This window comes from Hoeflea sp. 108, assembly GCF_000372965.1.
Taxonomy (GTDB): domain Bacteria; phylum Pseudomonadota; class Alphaproteobacteria; order Rhizobiales; family Rhizobiaceae; genus Aminobacter.
The window spans coordinates 3,061,724-3,080,226 of sequence record NZ_KB890024.1 but is presented as its reverse complement, the minus strand read 5'-3'; the positions used below and the strand labels follow the sequence as shown (position 1 = coordinate 3,080,226).

General features: G+C 64.6%; 14 protein-coding genes. All 14 read left to right on the top strand.

Going from position 1 to position 18,503, the window contains the following annotated elements:
* Window positions 1-8 precede the first annotated feature (8 nt).
* The 14 genes from murD (at window position 9) to B015_RS0115235 (ending at window position 18,384) form a co-directional block, all read left to right on the top strand.
* On the top strand, window positions 9-1,409 hold the full coding sequence (gene murD, locus B015_RS0115300) for a UDP-N-acetylmuramoyl-L-alanine--D-glutamate ligase (protein WP_018428591.1): 1,401 nt from the start codon (window positions 9-11) through the stop codon (window positions 1,407-1,409).
* A complete protein-coding gene (gene ftsW / locus B015_RS0115295) occupies window positions 1,409-2,563 on the top strand; it encodes a putative lipid II flippase FtsW (protein ID WP_018428590.1) in 1,155 nt (384 codons plus the stop codon). Before murD ends, ftsW begins: the two co-directional genes overlap by 1 nt.
* A gap of 3 nt (window positions 2,564-2,566) precedes the next feature.
* Window positions 2,567-3,694 carry an undecaprenyldiphospho-muramoylpentapeptide beta-N-acetylglucosaminyltransferase gene (gene murG, locus B015_RS0115290; RefSeq protein WP_018428589.1) on the top strand — a complete coding sequence of 376 codons (1,128 nt, stop codon included), beginning with the start codon at window positions 2,567-2,569 and terminating at the stop codon, window positions 3,692-3,694.
* Window positions 3,691-5,097 (top strand): UDP-N-acetylmuramate--L-alanine ligase, encoded by a 1,407-nt coding sequence (gene murC / locus B015_RS0115285; RefSeq protein WP_018428588.1) that lies wholly within the window; start codon window positions 3,691-3,693, stop codon window positions 5,095-5,097. The genes murG and murC overlap by 4 nt, the downstream gene beginning before the upstream one ends.
* A complete protein-coding gene (murB, locus tag B015_RS0115280) occupies window positions 5,094-6,062 on the top strand; it encodes a UDP-N-acetylmuramate dehydrogenase (protein ID WP_018428587.1) in 969 nt (322 codons plus the stop codon). Before murC ends, murB begins: the two co-directional genes overlap by 4 nt.
* A gap of 322 nt (window positions 6,063-6,384) precedes the next feature.
* Complete coding sequence (locus B015_RS0115275) at window positions 6,385-7,311, top strand: D-alanine--D-alanine ligase (protein WP_018428586.1); 927 nt, start codon at window positions 6,385-6,387, stop codon at window positions 7,309-7,311.
* Window positions 7,299-8,240: a cell division protein FtsQ/DivIB gene (locus B015_RS0115270; protein ID WP_018428585.1), complete on the top strand. Its 942-nt coding sequence runs from the start codon at window positions 7,299-7,301 to the stop codon at window positions 8,238-8,240. The genes B015_RS0115275 and B015_RS0115270 overlap by 13 nt, the downstream gene beginning before the upstream one ends.
* A complete protein-coding gene (gene ftsA / locus B015_RS0115265) occupies window positions 8,237-9,547 on the top strand; it encodes a cell division protein FtsA (protein WP_018428584.1) in 1,311 nt (436 codons plus the stop codon). Before B015_RS0115270 ends, ftsA begins: the two co-directional genes overlap by 4 nt.
* 70 nt (window positions 9,548-9,617) lie before the next feature.
* On the top strand, window positions 9,618-11,312 hold the full coding sequence (gene ftsZ / locus B015_RS0115260) for a cell division protein FtsZ (protein ID WP_018428583.1): 1,695 nt from the start codon (window positions 9,618-9,620) through the stop codon (window positions 11,310-11,312).
* Window positions 11,313-11,696: 384 nt separating this feature from the next.
* The gene (gene lpxC, locus B015_RS0115255) at window positions 11,697-12,632 is read left to right on the top strand and encodes a UDP-3-O-acyl-N-acetylglucosamine deacetylase (RefSeq protein ID WP_018428582.1); all 936 of its coding nucleotides are present in this window, start codon (window positions 11,697-11,699) and stop codon (window positions 12,630-12,632) included.
* 182 nt (window positions 12,633-12,814) lie between these two features.
* Window positions 12,815-13,684, top strand: coding sequence for an outer membrane protein assembly factor BamD (locus B015_RS0115250; RefSeq protein WP_026227314.1), 870 nt, complete (start codon window positions 12,815-12,817; stop codon window positions 13,682-13,684).
* Between the two features lie 10 nt (window positions 13,685-13,694).
* Window positions 13,695-15,371 (top strand): DNA repair protein RecN, encoded by a 1,677-nt coding sequence (recN, locus tag B015_RS0115245; RefSeq protein WP_018428580.1) that lies wholly within the window; start codon window positions 13,695-13,697, stop codon window positions 15,369-15,371.
* A gap of 239 nt (window positions 15,372-15,610) precedes the next feature.
* Window positions 15,611-17,764: an NAD-dependent DNA ligase LigA gene (gene ligA / locus B015_RS0115240; protein WP_026227313.1), complete on the top strand. Its 2,154-nt coding sequence runs from the start codon at window positions 15,611-15,613 to the stop codon at window positions 17,762-17,764.
* 8 nt (window positions 17,765-17,772) lie between these two features.
* The gene (locus B015_RS0115235; protein WP_018428578.1) at window positions 17,773-18,384 is read left to right on the top strand and encodes a 3'-5' exonuclease; all 612 of its coding nucleotides are present in this window, start codon (window positions 17,773-17,775) and stop codon (window positions 18,382-18,384) included.
* The last annotated feature ends 119 nt before the right edge of the window (window positions 18,385-18,503 follow it).

Sequence of the window (18,503 nt, the reverse complement as noted above, 5' to 3'; positions counted from 1 at the left end):
GGCCCGCCATGATCCCCGCCACCTCATTTCAGGGCAAGCGAGTAGCGCTCTTCGGGCTGGGCGGTTCGGGGATTGCGACAGCGCGTGCGCTCGCGGCCGGCGGCGCCGACATCGTGGCGTGGGACGACAATCCCGAAAGCGTAGCCAAGGCAGCGAGCGAAGGCATCGCCACCGCCGACCTGCGCGGCATCGAATGGGCCGGCATCGCCTCCTTCGTGCTGTCGCCCGGCGTACCGCTGACCCACCCCAAGCCGCACTGGACCGTCGAGCTTGCGCGCGGGGCCGGCGTCGAGGTCATCGGCGACATCGAACTGTTTGCGCGCGAACGCATCGCCACTGCCCCGACAGCGCCGTTCATTGCCATCACCGGCACCAACGGCAAGTCGACGACTACGGCACTGACGGCGCACATCCTGCAGTCGGCCGGCCGCGACACGCAGATGGGCGGCAATATCGGCCGCGCAGTCATGACGCTCGATCCGCCTCGGGCCGACCGCCACTATGTCGTCGAGTGCTCGTCCTACCAGATCGACCTTGCGCCATCGATCAATCCGACGGCGGGTATCCTGCTCAACCTGACGCCCGACCATCTCGACCGGCATGGCACCATGCAGCACTATGCTTCGATCAAGGAGCGGCTGGTGGCGGGCAGCGACACCGCCATCATCGGCGTCGACGACGTCTATTGCGCCCAGATCGCCGACAGGCTGGAGCGGGTGGGCAAGGATGTCGTCCGCATTTCTAAGCGACTGCCGCTGACCGACGGTTATTTCGCCGACGGCACCGACATCATGGAAGCGATCGACGGCCGCTACAGCCGCATCGCCTTCCTCGAAGGCATCGGCTCGCTGCGCGGTCAGCACAACGCCCAGAACGCGCTCGCAGCCGTGGTCGCCTGCCTGAAGGTCGGTCTCGACCTCGGCGAGATCCAGGCCGGGCTGGAAGGCTTTCCAGGCCTTGCCCATCGCATGGAGCAGGTCGGGCGCAAGGGGCACGTGCTGTTCGTCAACGATTCCAAGGCGACCAATGCGGATGCGGCGGCACCCGCGCTGTCGAGCTTCCCGCGCGTCTACTGGATCGCCGGCGGGCTGCCCAAGGAGGGCGGCATCGAGCCGCTGCGCAGCTTCTTCCCGCGCATCGCGCGGGCCTATCTGATCGGCGAGGCGGCACCGGCCTTTGCGGCGACGCTGGGCGAGGCGGCACCTTACGAGATATCGGGCACGCTGGCGGCGGCGGTCGAGCATGCCGCCGAGGATGCGGCCAAGGACGACAGCGGCGAGGCGGTGGTTCTGCTCTCGCCGGCCTGCGCCAGCTTTGACCAGTTCAAGAACTTCGAAATTCGCGGCGAAGCCTTCAGGCAAGCTGTGAATGCTATTGATGGCGTCAGCGCTATCGGAGGGGCAAGGTAATGGCTAGCCGTCTCGACAGAAGTCCCGTCGCACTGTGGTGGTGGACGGTCGATCGCTGGTTCCTGGCGGCGTTCCTGTCGCTGATGGGGCTGGGCATCGTGCTTTCATTCGCCGCAAGCCCTGCGGTCGCCGAGCGCATCGGCCTCGGCAGCTTCCACTTCGCCACGCGCCAGATCATCTTCACGCTGCCGGCGGCGGCGGTGATGATCGCAGTGTCGTTCCTCGATTCCCGGCAGATCAGGCGCATGGCGCTGGTCATGCTCGGCATCATGCTGGTGATGATGGTGGCGGTGCTGTTCATCGGCGTCGAGGTCAAGGGCGCGCGGCGCTGGGTGTCGCTCGCCGGCGTCTCGATCCAGCCGTCGGAGTTCCTGAAGCCGGCCTTCGTCGTCATCTGCGCCTGGCTGTTTGCCGAACATGACCGCCAGCCCGACATTCCCGGCAACCTGTTTGCCATGATCCTGCTCGGCCTCGTCGTTGCGCTGCTGGTGGCGCAGCCCGATCTTGGCCAGACCATGCTGGTGCTCGGCACCTGGGGCGTGATGTTCTTCATGGCCGGCATGTCGTGGTTCTGGATCATCGCGCTCGGCATGACCGGCGTCGGCGGCCTGGCTGCGGCCTACACCATCTTCCCGCATGTCGCCGGCCGCATCGACCGTTTCGTCACCGGCGAGGGCGACACCTTCCAGGTCGACATGGGCCGCGATGCCATCATCAATGGCGGCTGGTTCGGCGTCGGACCGGGCGAGGGCACGGTCAAGCGGGTCATCCCCGACAGCCATGCCGACTTCGTGTTCTCGGTGGCCGGCGAGGAGTTCGGCATCATCCTGTGCCTGATCATCATGGCGATCTTCGCCTTCATCGTGCTGCGCGGCCTGCGCACGGCACTGCGCGAGCATGACGACTTCACCCGCTATGCGGTTGCCGGCCTCGTTGTCGTCTTCGGCCTGCAGTCGGTCATCAATATGGGCGTGAACCTGCAGCTGATGCCGGCCAAGGGCATGACGCTGCCCTTCATCTCCTATGGCGGCTCGTCGCTGATCGCCATCGCCATATCGATGGGCATGGTGCTGGCGCTGACCCGCAAGAAGCCGGAGAAGTTCCGCCCGACCGGCTACGCGTCCATGCAGCGAAACCCGCTGCCAGCCGAGTAAGATATGACCAAAGGTACCATCATGCTTGCCGCCGGCGGGACCGGCGGCCATCTGTTTCCGGCCGAAGCGCTGGCGCATGAGCTTGCGTCGCGCGGCTGGCAAGTGCATCTCGCCACGGACGACCGGGCCGAGCGTTTCGCCGGCAAGTTTCCGGCGACGGCGATCCATCCGATCAAGTCCTCGACCATCGGTTCCAAGAACCCGATTGCGCTGGCGCGCGCGTTCTGGAGCATCTGGAGCGGCGTGCGCCAGGCATCCCAGGTGATCGCCAGGATCAAGCCTTCGGTCGTCATCGGCTTCGGCGGTTATCCGACCCTGCCGCCGCTCTATGCCGCGACCCGGCGCGGCGTGCCTGCCATGGTGCATGAGCAGAACGCGGTGATGGGCCGCGCCAACAAGGCGCTGGCCAGCAAGGTCGACGCCATTGCCGGCGGCTTCCTGCCCGAGAATGCGGGCGCCAACAGCGCCAAGATCGTGGTGACGGGCAATCCGGTGCGACCGGCGGTGATCGAGGCTGCGAAGATGCCCTACGTGGCTTCCGGCGGCATGGACCAGTTCAACCTCTTGGTCTTCGGCGGCAGCCAGGGCGCCCAGTTCTTCTCCGAGGCTATGCCGGCGGCGATCGCGCTGCTGCCGGAGGAGCAGCGCAAGCGGCTGCACGTCACCCAGCAGGCGCGCAAGGAAGATGCCGACAAGGTCAAGGCAGCCTATGCCGATCTCGGCATCGCCGCCGACGTGTCGCCCTTCTTCACCGACATGGCTGAGCGTATGGCCGCAGCCCAGCTTGTGATCTCGCGCTCGGGCGCGTCGACCGTTTCCGAGATTTCGGTCATCGGTCGCCCGGCGCTGCTGGTGCCTTACCCTTATGCGCTCGACCATGATCAGGCGGCGAATGCCGCGCGGCTGGCGGCGGCTGGCGGCGGCGAAGTGCATCCGCAGGCGACGCTTTCGGCCCAGCGCATCGCCGAGCTTTTGGGCGACGCGATGAGCGATCCGACGCGGCTTTCGACCATGGCCGCTGCCGCAAAGTCAGTCGGCAAAGCGGATGCCACCAGGTTGCTCGCCGACCTCGCAGAGGCTATTGCGTCCAAAACGCCCGTTTCGGAATTCAAGAAGGGAGTGCGGTCATGAAGATGCCGCAGACCATCGGCCTCGTGCATTTCATCGGCATTGGCGGCATCGGCATGAGCGGCATCGCCGAGGTGCTGCACAATCTCGGCTACAAGGTGCAGGGCTCCGACCAGTCCGACAGCGCCAATGTCCAGCGCCTGCGTGCCAAGGGCATCGAGTGCTTTGTCGGTCACAAGGCCGAGAACCTTGGCGACGCCGAGGTGATCGTGGTTTCGACCGCGATCAAGAAGACCAATCCCGAGCTCATGGCGGCGCGCGAGAAGCTGCTGCCCGTCGTGCGCCGCGCCGAGATGCTGGCCGAACTGATGCGCTTCCGCAATGCGGTCGCCATCGGCGGCACCCACGGCAAGACGACGACGACCTCGATGGTGGCGACGCTGCTCGACGCCGGCGGGCTCGATCCGACCGTCATCAATGGTGGCATCATCAACGCCTACGGCACCAATGCCCGCATGGGCGAGGGCGAGTGGATGGTGGTCGAGGCCGACGAGAGCGACGGCACCTTCCTCAAGCTGCCGGCCGACATTGCCGTGGTCACCAATATCGACCCCGAGCATCTCGACCATTACGGCACCTTCGACAAGGTGCGTGAGGCGTTCCGCCAGTTCGTCGAGAACGTACCGTTCTACGGCTTCGGCGTCATGTGCACCGACCACCCCGAAGTGCAGGCGCTGGTCAGCCACATCGAGGACCGCCGCGTCATCACCTATGGCGAAAACACCCAGGCCGACGTGCGTTTCACCAACCACCGCATGGACGGCGCAGTTTCGGTCTTCGACGTGGTGATCCGCAACCGCAAGTCGGCGTCGTCGAGTGTCATCGAGGGCCTGCGCCTGCCGATGCCGGGCCGCCATAACGTCTCCAATGCCACGGCTGCCATCGCTGTCGCCACCGAACTCGGCATTTCGGCCGAGGCGGTGAAGCGCGGGCTGTCGTCCTTCGGCGGCGTCAAGCGCCGCTTCACGCACACGGGCGCCTGGAACGGCGTCGAGGTGTTCGACGACTACGGCCACCATCCGGTCGAGATCAAGGCCGTGCTGCGCGCCGCGCGCGAGGCGACCGAGGGCCGCGTCATCGCCATTGCCCAGCCGCACCGCTTCACCCGCTTGCGCGATCTGTTCGACGACTTCTCGGCCTGCTTCAACGACGCGGACACGGTCATGGTCGCACCCGTCTATGCAGCCGGGGAGGATGCCATCGACGGCATCAACTCCGAGTCGCTTGTGGCGCGCATCCGTGCGGGCGGCCATCGTGACGCCCGCCATATCGAGGGTCCGGCCTCGATCGCGCCCGTGGTGCGCGATCTGGCCAAGCCTGGCGATTTCGTCGTCTTCCTCGGCGCCGGCAACATCACCCAGTGGGCCTATGCGTTGCCGGGCGAACTGTCAGGGGGCGGGGCGTGACCGGTGGAGGCGAGGCGCTGATCGCAAAGCTCGGGGATCGTCTATCGAGCCTGCGCGGGCGGCTGACGCCCAATGCCGAGATGGAAAAGATCACCTGGTTCCGAGCCGGCGGCATCGCCGACGCGCTGTTCCAGCCGGCCGACGAGGAAGACCTCGCCGATTTCCTGAGGGCGGTGCCCGAGGAGATCCCGGTTCTGGTCGTCGGCATCGGCTCCAACCTGTTGGTGCGCGAAGGCGGTATTCCCGGCTTCGTGGTGCGCCTTTCGGCCAAGGGGTTCGGCGAAGCGACCGCAATCTCGCCGACGGGAATCGCGGCGGGTGCTGCGACGCCCGACAAGCGCGTGGCCGCGCTTGCGCATGACAGCGGCATCGGCGGCTTCCATTTCTATCACGGCATCCCCGGCGCCATCGGTGGGGCGCTGCGCATGAATGCGGGCGCCAACGGCGTCGAGACGCGCGAGCGTGTCGTCGAAGTCCGTGCGCTCGACCGCAAGGGCAACCTGCATGTGCTGTCGAATGCCGATATGGGCTACAGCTATCGCCATTCGTCGGCCGCTGCCGACCTGATCTTCACCTCGGCGACCTTCGAGGGATATGCCGAGGACAAGGACGCCATCAAGGCGGCGATGGATGCGGTCCAGCATCATCGCGAGACGGTGCAGCCGATCCGCGAAAAGACCGGCGGCTCGACCTTCAAGAATCCCGAGGGCACTTCTGCCTGGAAGGAAATCGACAAGGCCGGCTGCCGCGGTTTGATGATCGGCGGCGCGCAGATGTCGCCGATGCACTGCAACTTCATGATCAATACGGGCACGGCCACCGGCTACGATCTCGAATATCTCGGCGAGACGGTGCGCAGCCGCGTGCTCGAGAATTCGGGCATTCGCCTGCAGTGGGAAATCAAGCGCATCGGTCAGTTCAAGCCGGGCCACGAAGTGCAGGAGTTTTTGGGGCAAATGCTTTAGGCGCCTCGCTTGGCTGCATCGCGATTGCCATTTTCGAAGCCCTCGGTGCGCCTGCGCCGGGGGCTTTTTGCTGCCTGATCCTTGTTGCCTGCCGTTGCTTTGGAGTCTCAGTAGATTCGCTTCGCGGTCATCAAATCGCAGCGATTTTCAATCGGTGCTTGCCACGGAATCAAGTCTCTGATTCTCTGACCTAAAGCGTTTCCTGATTTGAGTCGCGTAACGCGTAACCCGCGTTTTCATCCGGAGGTCAACTTCCGGAGGGCTGAGATTCAGTCTTTGGAATCAGGGTGTTGTGCTTGGCATTGAGAGGGGATTTCCGGGGATGAAGTCGAAGCACGTTGCTGTCTTGATGGGTGGATTCTCGTCCGAGCGGCCCGTGTCCCTTTCATCAGGGAATGCCTGTGCGAACGAGCTGGAAAGCGTGGGCTACAAGGTCACGCGGGTCGATGTCGGTCGCGATGTCGGCGAAGTGCTTGCGGCGCTCAAGCCCGATGTCGCCTTCAATGCCTTGCATGGGCCGTTCGGCGAGGATGGCACGATCCAGGGTGTCCTCGAATTCCTTGCCATTCCCTATACGCATTCCGGCGTTCTGGCCTCGGCGCTCGCCATGCACAAGGAGCAGGCCAAGAAGGTCGCCAGGGCGGCCGGCATTCCGGTGGCCGAATCCAGAATTCTCGACCGTTTCACCATCCGCAATGAGCATCCGATGAAGCCGCCCTATGTGGTCAAGCCGGTCGCCGAGGGGTCGAGTTTCGGCGTGGTGATCGTGAAGGAGGATCAGTCTCATCCGCCCCAGATCATCTCGTCGCCCGAGTGGCGCTATGGCGAGGCTGTCATGGTCGAGCGCTACATCCATGGGCGGGAGCTGACCTGCGCGGTGATGGGTGATGTGGCCCTGGGCGTGTGCGAAATCGTGCCGACAGGGCATTCCTTCTACGACTACGATTCAAAATATGTTCCCGGCGGCTCAAAGCACGAATGCCCCGCGAAAGTTTCACCGAATATTTACCAAAAAATACAAACACTGGCGCTCAAGGCTCACCAAGCGATCGGGTGCCGGGGCGTTTCCCGGTCTGACTTCCGGTACGACGACCGCCATTCCGAAAATGGAGAGGTCGTCTGGCTGGAAATCAATACGCAACCCGGGATGACGCCCACGTCGCTGGTGCCGGAAATCGCTGCCCAGGCTGGGCATTCGTTTGGTGATTTGTTGAGTTGGATGGTGGAGGACGCTTCGTGTTTGCGGTGAGGTCGGGATACGGCAGGGAGGTGCGCGGCGCGAAGTCCGGCGTCTTCGGGCTGTCCCTGTCTGCGGAGCACTTCGTGCTGCCGCGGCTGCTGCGCAAGCCTGTCCGCATCCTGGCGCGCTTCGGGCGCGGCGAGTTCACGCCTCCGCCTTATGCCGCAACGATGCTGACGGCGTCGTTCCTGGCCGCAAGCTCGCTTTATGGCGCCTATCTGGGCGGTCACATGCCTGCAATGGTGCAGGGTGTGACGGCCCGCAGCGGTTTTGCCGTCGATCAGATCAAGGTTTCCGGGAATCGCGAAACCTCCGAGATCGACATCCTCGACAAGCTGGAGCTCGATGGCTGGACGTCGCTGGTCGGCTTCAATCCCGAGAGTGCGCGCGAGCGCATCGTTTCGCTGCCGTGGGTGCGCGAAGCAGCCGTCCGCAAGGTCTATCCGAACACGATCGAGGTCCGCGTCGACGAGCGCGATGCCTTCGCCATCTGGCAGCATGGCAGCCAGCTCAGCGTCATCGAGAAGGATGGCGCGGTGATCGCGCCCTATGTCGGCGGTCGTCAGGCCATGCTGCCGCTGGTCGTCGGCCTGGGCGCCGCGGAAGGTGCTGCGGCTTTCGTCGCCAAGGTTCAGGCTTATCCCGAGCTGGCGTCGCGGGTGCGCGGCTATATCCGCGTCGGCGAGCGCCGCTGGGACATGCGTCTCGACAACGGCATCACCGTCAAGCTGCCCGAGACCCAGGTCGAGGCAGCCCTTGCCGATCTCGTGGCGCTCGACAAAAGCGATGCGCTTCTGACCCGCGATATCGCCGCGGTCGACATGCGTTTTACGGACAGGCTCGTCGTGCAGCTGACGCCCGAGGCGATGGAGCGTCGCCAGGACGAGCTGAAAGCCAAGCCGAAGGTCGTCAAGGCGGCGACGGGGAAGAGAATATGAGCTGGTTGGGCGGTCAGAAAGATCCGGCTTCGCGCCGCTCGGGCATCCTGACGGTGCTCGACGTCGGTTCGAACAAGGTCTGCTGCGTGGTGGCCAAGCTGAAGCCTGCAGAGGGCAGCCAGCTGCTCAAGGGGCGTACGCACCAGGCCCAGGTCATCGGCATAGGCCACCAGAAGTCGCAGGGCGTGAAGTCGGGCGTCGTCGTCGATCTCGACCGCGCCGAGCATGCCATCCGCCTGGCTGTCGATGCCGCCGAGCGCATGGCCGGGCTGACCGCGGATTCCCTGATTGTCAATCTCTCCGCCGGCCGCATCAAGAGCGAGTCCTTTACCGCCACGATCAATCTCGGCGGGCATGAGGTCGAGGAAGCCGACGTCAAGCGCGTGCTGTCGGCCGGCGCCAAGCAGGCGCTGCGCGCCGAGCGCGAGGTCATCCATTCGCTGCCTATCGCCTTCTCGCTCGATGCCGAGCGCGGCGTGCGCGATCCGCGCGGCATGGTCGGCGATACGCTTGGCGTCGACATGCATGTGCTGACGGGTGATTCCGCGCCGCTGCGCAATCTCGAACTCTGCATCAACCGTTCGCACCTCTCCGTCGAGCAGATGGTGGCGACCCCCTACGCCAGCGGCCTTGCCGCGCTCGTCGACGACGAGCTGGAAATGGGCGCTGCCTGCATCGACATGGGCGGCGGCACCACGACGCTGTCGGTCTTCTCGGAAGGCCGCTTCGTTCATGCCGACGGGGTTCCCGTCGGCGGCAACCATGTGACGATGGATCTGGCCAAGGGGCTGTCGACCCGCCTCGACGATGCCGAGCGGCTCAAGGTCATGCATGGCTCGGCTCTGCCCGGCAGCACCGACGATCGCGACCTGATCAGCATCCAGCCCATCGGCGTCGATGACAATGAAGTGCCGCTGCAGATCCCGCGTTCGGTGATGACCCGCATCATCCGCGCCCGCATCGACGAGACGCTGGAGCTTTTGCGCGACCGTCTCAACAAGTCCGGCTACGGCAATGCCATCGGCAAGCGCGTGGTGCTCACCGGTGGCGCCAGCCAGCTGGTGGGGCTGCCCGAGGCCGCGCGTCGCATTCTCGGCCGCAACGTTCGCATCGGCCGCCCGCTCGGCGTGGCAGGCCTGCCGGAGGCGGCCAAAGGGCCAGCCTTCGCGACGGCGGTCGGGCTTCTGATCTACCCGCAGATGGTGGGCATCGAGAGCCAGTCGGCGAAGGGGATGTCCGGTTACAGGGCGACCGGGACGGGCGGAAGACTGCATCGCATGAGTCAGTGGTTGAAAGACAGTTTTTAGGAATTGACGGGGTCAGCCCCATAGAAGGCCGCACGGCGAAGCGGCTTCAAAGGCAAAAAGGACGAGGACTATGACGATCAATCTCAAGAAGCCGGACATCACCGAGCTCAAGCCACGCATCACCGTGTTCGGTGTCGGCGGTGGCGGCGGCAACGCGGTCAACAACATGATCACTGCCGGCCTGCGCGGCGTCGAGTTCGTGGTGGCGAACACCGACGCCCAGGCGCTGACGATGTCGAAGGCCGAGCGCCTCATCCAGCTCGGCGCGCATGTCACCGAGGGCCTGGGTGCCGGTTCGCAGCCCGAGGTCGGCCGTGCGGCCGCCGAGGAGTGCATCGACGAGATCATCGATCATCTGTCCAACACCCACATGTGCTTCGTCACCGCCGGCATGGGCGGCGGCACCGGCACGGGTGCTGCTCCGGTCGTGGCCCGCGCCGCGCGCGAAAAAGGCATCCTGACCGTCGGCGTCGTTACCAAGCCGTTCCACTTCGAAGGCCAGCGCCGCATGAAGACGGCCGACTACGGCATCGAAGAGCTGCAGAAGTGCGTCGACACGCTGATCGTCATCCCGAACCAGAACCTCTTCCGCCTCGCCAATGACAAGACGACCTTCGCGGACGCTTTCGCCATGGCAGACCAGGTGCTCTATTCGGGTGTCGCCTGCATCACCGACCTGATGGTCAAGGAAGGCCTGATCAACCTCGACTTCGCCGACGTCCGTTCGGTGATGCGCGAGATGGGCAAGGCCATGATGGGCACCGGCGAAGCTTCGGGCGAGGGCCGCGCAATGGCCGCTGCCGAGGCTGCGATCGCCAACCCGCTGCTCGACGAAACCTCGATGAAGGGTGCGCGGGGGCTGCTGATCTCGATCACCGGCGGCCGCGACCTGACCCTGTTCGAAGTCGACGAAGCTGCGACCCGCATCCGCGAGGAAGTCGACCAGGACGCCAACATCATCCTGGGTGCCACCTTCGACGAAGACCTCGAGGGCGTCATCCGCGTGTCGGTGGTTGCCACCGGCATCGACAAGACCGCCGCCGACATGGCAGCAGCGCCGATCTCCATCCGCCAGACGCCGAAGCCCACCCAGCAGCAGCGTCCGGCCGAAGTGCGCCCGGCACCGCAGCAGGCCGCTCCGGTCGAGCAGCCGCGTATGGAAGTGCGCACCAACGATCCGATCGCCGAGGCCATCCGTCTGGCCGAGGCCAATGCAGCTGGCATGGCCCAGCCGCGCCCAGCCGCGCCGACTGAGGATTTCCGCCCGCAGAGCAAGCTGTTTGCGGCTCCGCCAGCCCAGCCGCAGCCTCAGCCGCAGGCCTACCAGCCCGCGCCGCAGCCGTTCCATCAGCCGGCTCCGCAGCAGTTCCACCAGCCCGCTCCGCAGCAGGCGGTGCAGCCGGCTCCGGTCGCCCCGCGCATGCCGCGCGTCGAAGACTTCCCGCCGATGGTGAAGGCAGAGGTTGCCGCCAAGGCGCAGCCGGTCGATCATGAAGAGCGCGGCCCGATGGGCTTGCTGAAGCGCCTGACGAGCGGCCTGACCCGCCGCGAGGAAGAGCCTGCTCGCCTGCAGCCTGCGCAGCCGCGTGAGCCGAAACTGCGCCAGCCGGCCCCGGAACAGCGCCGCGCCGTCAGCCAGGAATCGCAGCTTTACGCGCCGCGCCGCGGCCAGCTCGACGACCAGGGTCGCCTTGCGCCGCAGGCACGGACTCAGGAAGACGATCAGCTTGAGATTCCGGCGTTCCTGCGCCGGCAAGCAAACTGATCTGTGAACGAGCGGTAACATGGTTTGAAAGGCGGGCGTCTCGACGTCCGCCTTTTGCTCTGAAAAGATCATTTAAAACATGAGCTTGTCAGAGCGAGTCGAAGTGGCCTCGCAGTTACACGGAGTAAGAAACCGTGATTTGGAGTCTCTCATCCGGAAGACTATCTTCGCGCCGTCTGGTGCATTTGACCGGGAGTCGGTCTTGGCTTTCGGAAGAAGCAGCAGCCAGATTTGAAATTTCGAGGCGCCTTTCGCCAGTTCTGACGAACGCATGGCGCCTCAAATTCGGCCGGACGGGTGCAAAGGGGATGAGGCCCCGTCCATCAGAGCCGAGAAGGGCCTGTCGCCGTAGAGCGATAGAACAGGCCTGATGTGGACGGGCATATGGGGATCGACTTGCAGGATTTTCAGACAACACTCAAATCGCGCGCGACCCTGTCGGGGATCGGCGTGCATAGCGGTAAGCCCGTGTCCATCCATTTCCTGCCGGCGGATGCCGACACGGGTGTGGTTTTTCACGTTGATGGCCGAGAGTTCCGCGCAATTGTGTCAGAAGTGGGTGCAACGGATCTTTGCACCTTGCTCGGCGATCCCGCGGGCGTTCATGTCGCCACGATCGAACACCTGATGGCGGCACTGTTCGGCCTCGGCATCGACAATCTGGTGATCGAGGTCGAAGGCGCGGAAGTTCCGATTCTCGACGGCAGTGCTGCGCAGTTCGTCGAAGCCATCGACCAGGCCGGTATCGAGACGCTCGACGTCAAGCGCCGCTATATCCGTGTGCTGAAGCCGGTGCGAATCGAAAGCGGGGCCTCCTGGGCCGAGTTCCGCCCCTATGGCGGCACGCGCTTCGAGGTCGAGATCGATTTCGAGAGCCCGGCCATCGGCCGCCAGTCCTTTGCCTCCGACATCAACGACGATATCTTCCGCAAGGAGATTTCGCGGGCCCGCACCTTCGGCTTCATGAAGGACGTCGAGCGCCTGTGGGCAGCCGGCTATGCGCTCGGCTCGTCGCTGGAGAATTCGGTTGTCATCGGCGATGACGATCACATCATCAATATGGAAGGCCTGCGCTTCTCCAACGAGTTCGTGCGTCACAAGACGCTGGACGCGATGGGTGACCTGGCGCTTGCCGGCGCGCGCTTCATCGGCTGCTTCCGCTCCTATCGCGGTGGCCACAGGCTCAACGCATCTGCCCTGCGTCGCCTGCTTTCCGATCGTTCGGCCTTCGAAATCGTCGAAACATCGCGTCGCGAGCGCGGTCGTTCGGCCGAACTCATCGCCGTCAGCGCGGCTGTCCACGCGCCCTGGATGCTCTGATCGCAGCCTTGCGGGGAAGGGTGGTGTGACCTTGTTGCACCACTCGACCGGCGAAATGGCATGTGCGTTCACGTGCCACAAAATTGCGCGATTGGCCGCTGATAGCGTTGCCCGGCACGGCCAGTTGTGATCTATGGCCAGTGCCTAAAAGCGAAACAGCGCCGAAGGGGCGGAACTCAGTGATGTCATTGATACGAGCCGATCGATCGAAATTGCGCGTGACGCCTCTTGCTGTGGCGCTGTCGCTCGTCATTCCGACGCTTGCGCTCTCCGGTTGCATGTCCGGCGAAGCCGATGTCGATCTGGCGACCTATGTCGAGCAGACCGAGCCGGCCGACGTGCTCTACAATCAGGGTCTTGCCAACCTCAATGCCGGCCGCCTGAAAGAGGCAAGCCGCAAGTTCGAGGCGGTCGACCGTCAGCACCCCTATTCCGAGTGGGCCCGCAAGTCGATGGTGATGGGCGCTTTCGCCAGCTATCGCCAGGGCTCCTATGAAGAAGCCATCAATTCGGCGAAGCGTTATCTCGCGCTCTATCCTTCCACCGACGACGCCGCCTACGCCCAGTACATCATCGGCCTGAGCTATTTCCGCCAGATTCGCGACGTCACGCAGGATCAGAAGGAAGCGCGCCGGACCATCGAGGCGATGCAGGAAGTGGTGCAGCGCTGGCCGGCATCGGAATATGTCGACGACGCCAATGCCAAGATCCGCTTTGCCCGCGACCAGCTCGCCGGCAAGGAGATGCAGATCGGCCGCTATTATCTCGAGCGTCGCGAGTTCATCGCTTCCGCCAAGCGTTTCCGCAACGTGGTCGAGAACTATTCGAACACGCGCCACATCGAAGAAGCGCTCGCTCGCCTCGTCGAGACTTACTACGCGATGGGCCTGACCTCGGAAGCGCAGACGGCAGCTGCCGTGCTCGGCCAGAACTATCCCGACAGCCAGTGGTACAAGGATTCCTACAAGCTGTTGCAGACCAACGGCCTGCAGCCGCGCGAGAATGCCGGCTCATGGATTTCCAAGGCCGGGAAAATGTTCTCCGGCGCCTGACCGCAATTCGATGCTCTCCAGACTGTCGATCCGCGATATCGTCCTGATCGAACGGCTGGATATCGATTTCACGCCAGGCCTTTCCGTGCTGACCGGCGAGACCGGCGCCGGCAAATCCATCCTTCTCGACGCATTGTCGCTCGCGCTCGGCGCGCGCGGCGATGCGTCGCTTGTCCGCCACGGCACCAACCAGGGGCAGGTGACGGCCGTCTTCGACGTGCCGCGCAACCACCCGGTGCGCACGCTTCTGGCCGACAATGCCATCGAGGATGACGGCGACGTCATCCTGAAGCGCGTGCAGACGGCCGACGGGCGCACCCGTGTGTTCGTCAACGACCAGCCCTCCAGCGTGACGCTGATGCGCGACATCGGGCGCGCGCTGGTCGAGATCCATGGCCAGCATGACGACCGCGCCCTTGTCGATGCCGGTGCGCATCGCGACGTGCTCGATTCGTTCGGCGGCCATGTCGGCGAGGCCAAGGCGACGGCCGAGGCGTGGAAGTTGTGGCGCGGCGCAGAGCAGGAGCTTTCGCGGCACCGTGCGCGCGTGGAGGCTGCCGCCCGCGAGGCTGAATATCTGCGCGCTTCGGTGACCGAACTCTCCAAGCTCGATCCGCAACCGGGTGAAGAGAGCGAACTCGCGGAACTGCGCGCCGCGATGATGCGGGTCGAAAAGATCGCTTCGGAAATCCAGGATGCACAGGACGTGCTGTCGGGCTCGTCGTCGCCGCTGCCGCAGCTGGCGAGCCTGTTGCGCCGCCTGCAGCGCAAGGCGGCCGAGGTGCCGGGCCTGCTCGACGACGTCGTGAAGTCGCTCGACGAGGCGATGATCTCGCTGGATGCGGCACAATCGGGTGTCGATGCAGCGCTCAGGGCCACCGAATACGACCCACAGCGGCTGGAAAAGGCCGAAGAGCGGCTGTTTGCGCTGCGTGCCGCCGCCCGCAAGCACAATGTCGCCGTCGACGACCTGGCCAAGCTGCGCGACACGATGGTCGCCGACCTTGCCGATCTCGACGCCGGCGAGGGGCGCCTGAATACCCTGGAGGAGCAGGCGCGGGCCACCCGCGAGGCCTATGACCGGATCGCGGCGAACCTGTCCGGATTGCGCAAGGTGGCAGCCGAGAGCCTGCGCAAGACCGTCATGGCCGAACTGCCGGAACTGAAGCTCGAGCGTGCCGAATTCCTCGTCGAAATGTCGAGCGAGACCGACAATCGCATGCTCGAAGGCATCGACCAGGTCGAGTTCTGGGTGCGCACCAATCCCGGCACGCGGGCCGGGCCGATGATGAAGGTGGCTTCTGGCGGCGAGCTGTCGCGCTTCCTTTTGGCGCTCAAGGTGGCGCTTGCCGATCGCGGCTCGGCGCCGACGCTGGTGTTCGACGAAATCGATACGGGCGTTGGAGGTGCGGTGGCCGACGCCATCGGCCAGCGGCTGGCGCGGCTCTCCAGCCGTGTGCAGGTGCTGTCGGTGACCCACGCGCCCCAGGTGGCGGCGCGGGCGGCGACGCATTTCCTGATCTCCAAGAAGGGCAACACCGACCGGGTCGCGACCGGGATCCACGAGATGGACCGTCCGGCGCGCCAGGAAGAGATCGCCCGCATGCTTTCTGGGGCGACCATCACCGAGGAGGCGCGCGCCGCCGCCGAGCGCCTGCTGCGCGAGAACACGGCCGCTATCTCCTGACTTGCCCGAAGGCCAGGCTCCTGATGTCAGGAGCCTTTGCGACCCTGCCGATTTGACGTGGAATTCGCTGGGGGCGGCTCCCGCGCCGGCGCATCCTGATCTATGGTGCCGGCCATTAGAGCATCCTTTGTGCGTCCGAACGGACGCTCAAAGGATGCTCTAACTTATTGAGTCTGCGCATCGTGCTTCCCGAAAATCGGGTCCGATTTTCGGGCCGACGCGCTAAGATGGAGTGCACCATGTCCGAAAAGCCGGTCGAATCGCTGAGCGAAGCCGAGGCCGCAGCCGAGCTCGAACGGCTGGCGCTGGAGATCGCCGGTCATGACCTGCGCTACCATGCCGAGGATGCGCCGACCATTTCGGATGCGGATTATGACGCACTGCGCCGCCGCAACCTCGCGATCGAGCAGCGATTCCCCAATCTGGTGCGCGAGGATTCGCCGTCGAAGTCGGTAGGCGCGGCCGTTTCCGAGAAGTTCGGCAAGGTTACCCATGTCGTGCCGATGTTGTCGCTCGACAACGCCTTTGCCGATGAGGATGTCAGCGAATTCGTCGGCCGCATCAGGCGGTTTCTCAGGCTCGGCGCGAGCGAGCCGGTGGCGATCACCGCCGAGCCCAAGATCGATGGCCTGTCGCTGTCGATCCGCTACGAGAACGGCAGGCTGGTGACGGCGGCGACGCGTGGCGACGGGCAGGTGGGCGAAAACGTCACCGCCAATGCGCGTACCATAGCCGACATCCCCAATGTGCTGTCGGGCGACTTTCCCGAGGTGCTGGAGGTGCGCGGCGAGGTCTATATGAGCCATCTCGATTTCGCCGAGCTCAACCGGCGCAACGAGGAGGCGGGCAAGCAGATCTTTGCCAATCCGCGCAATGCCGCCGCCGGTTCGCTCCGCCAGCTCGACACTTCGATTACCGCAAGCCGACCGCTGCGCTTCTTTGCCTATGCCTGGGGCGAGGTGAGCGACATGCCCGCCGATACCCAGATGGGCATGGTACAGGCCTTTGGCCGCTACGGCTTCAAGGTCAATCCGCTGATGAAGGTGTTCGACAGCGTTGACGGGCTTCTGTCGCAATACCGGATGATCGAGGCCAATCGCGCCGGGCTCGGCTACGACATCGACGGCGTCGTCTACAAGGTCGACCGGCTTGATCTGCAGCAGCGCCTTGGCTTCGTGTCGCGCAGCCCGCGCTGGGCGATTGCGCACAAGTTCCCGGCCGAGAAGGCAACGACGACACTGCTCGGCATCGACATCCAGGTCGGCCGTACAGGGTCGCTGACGCCGGTGGCAAGGCTGCAGCCGGTGACCGTCGGCGGTGTGGTCGTGACCAACGCCACGCTGCACAATGAAGACTACATCAAGGGCATCGGCAACAGCGGCCAGCCGATCCGCGACGGCCGCGACATCCGCGTCGGCGACACTGCCATCGTCCAGCGGGCAGGGGACGTCATCCCGCAGATTCTCGACGTGGTCATGGAGAAGCGTCCGGCGGCCGCTGAGCGTTACCAGTTTCCAACGCGCTGCCCGGCCTGCGACAGCCATGCCGTGCGCGAAGAGGGCGAGGTGGTGCGGCGCTGCACCGGCGGCCTGATCTGCCCGGCCCAGGCTGTGGAGCGCCTGCGCCATTTCGTGTCGCGCAACGCTTTCGACATCGAGGGCCTTGGCGAAAAGCAGATCGAGTTCTTCTTCCAGTCGCAGGACCCGTCGTTGCATATCGGCTCGCCTGCCGACATCTTCACGCTGAAGAGGCGCCAGGAAGGCTCGCTGACCAAGCTCGAAAACATCGACGGTTTTGGCGCGACCTCGGCACGCAAGCTCTATGCGGCGATCGACGACCGACGCCAGGTCGAGTTTTCGCGCTTCCTGTTTGCGCTCGGCATCCGCCATATCGGCGAGACGAATGCCAAGCGGCTGGCGCGCCACTACATCAGCTTCGACGCGTTGCGAACCGCGGGCATGGTTGCGGTGATGCCCGAGGGCAAGGGCGACAAGGGCAATGCCGCCTGGCAGGAACTGACCGGGATCAACGGCATCGGCACCATCGTCGCCGAGGCAGTGGTCGAGTTCTTCGCCGAGGAGCACAACAGGCAAGTGGTGGAGGCGTTGCTGGCCGAGGTTGTGCCGCTCGACGAGGAGCGCATCGGCGACGTGTCGTCGCCGGTCTCCGGCAAGACCGTGGTCTTCACCGGATCGCTTGAAAAGATGTCGCGCGACGAGGCCAAGGCCATGGCCGAGAAGCTGGGCGCCAAGGTTGCCGGATCGGTGTCGAAGAAGACCGATCTTGTGGTGGCGGGGCCAGGCGCCGGCTCGAAGCTGAAAACGGCGAGTGAACTTGGCATCGAGGTCATATCAGAGGACCAGTGGTTCGAACGCGTCGGGCAGGTGGGCTGACCGACTTCATGCGTGCACTTGCCATTGATTTCGAAACTGCCAACGAAAAGCGCAGCAGCCCGTGTTCCGTTGGCCTTGCCTGGATCGAGGACGGCGCGGTCATCCGCGTCGAGGAGCGGCTCATCCGGCCCAGGGACATGCGCTTTTCACGCTTCAACATGGCCGTCCATGGCATACGCCCTGAAGATGTCGAGGACGCTGCCGAATTCCCCGAGGTTATGGAGGAGTTCGAGGCCGATCTTTCCGACACGCTCGTCATCGCCCACAACGCGTCGTTCGACATGAGCGTGCTCAGGGCGAGCTATCAGCTCTATGGCGTCAGCTGTCCCGACATCGACTATGTCTGCACGCTCAAGATGGCCAAGGTGGTGTGGCGTGAGCTTGCCTCGCACCGGCTCAACGAGGTGTCGCGCCATATCGACTTCTCGTTCAGGCACCACAATGCGGCCGAGGATGCGCATGCATGCGGCGAGGTGGCTCTGGCTGCGGCGCGCAAGCTGAACGTGTCGTCGCTGCGCGACCTGCCGATCAGGCTCGATATGACGACCGGTCGTCTCCATGCGGGCGGCAACACGCCTTGTTCGGTGAAGCCGGCACCGAGGAAGCCGAAAAAGAGCTGAGTTTCGCTGATGCCTTGGCTCAAGCGAATTGATGTGACAGCGACGAACGACTGACCTATTCAAGGCCTTTTTCAGGGAGGCTTGAAGCGTGAGCGATCGTCTGGCGCAGTTTGCGCGCG

Coding starts and splice junctions, on each gene's coding strand:
- murD (WP_018428591.1), top strand. CDS start 9: ATGATCCCCGCCACCTCATTTCAGGGCAAGCGAGTAGCGCTCTTCGGG.
- ftsW (WP_018428590.1), top strand. CDS start 1,409: ATGGCTAGCCGTCTCGACAGAAGTCCCGTCGCACTGTGGTGGTGGACG.
- murG (WP_018428589.1), top strand. CDS start 2,567: ATGACCAAAGGTACCATCATGCTTGCCGCCGGCGGGACCGGCGGCCAT.
- murC (WP_018428588.1), top strand. CDS start 3,691: ATGAAGATGCCGCAGACCATCGGCCTCGTGCATTTCATCGGCATTGGC.
- B015_RS0115275 (WP_018428586.1), top strand. CDS start 6,385: ATGAAGTCGAAGCACGTTGCTGTCTTGATGGGTGGATTCTCGTCCGAG.
- ftsA (WP_018428584.1), top strand. CDS start 8,237: ATGAGCTGGTTGGGCGGTCAGAAAGATCCGGCTTCGCGCCGCTCGGGC.
- ftsZ (WP_018428583.1), top strand. CDS start 9,618: ATGACGATCAATCTCAAGAAGCCGGACATCACCGAGCTCAAGCCACGC.
- lpxC (WP_018428582.1), top strand. CDS start 11,697: ATGGGGATCGACTTGCAGGATTTTCAGACAACACTCAAATCGCGCGCG.
- B015_RS0115250 (WP_026227314.1), top strand. CDS start 12,815: ATGTCATTGATACGAGCCGATCGATCGAAATTGCGCGTGACGCCTCTT.
- recN (WP_018428580.1), top strand. CDS start 13,695: ATGCTCTCCAGACTGTCGATCCGCGATATCGTCCTGATCGAACGGCTG.
- ligA (WP_026227313.1), top strand. CDS start 15,611: ATGTCCGAAAAGCCGGTCGAATCGCTGAGCGAAGCCGAGGCCGCAGCC.
- B015_RS0115235 (WP_018428578.1), top strand. CDS start 17,773: ATGCGTGCACTTGCCATTGATTTCGAAACTGCCAACGAAAAGCGCAGC.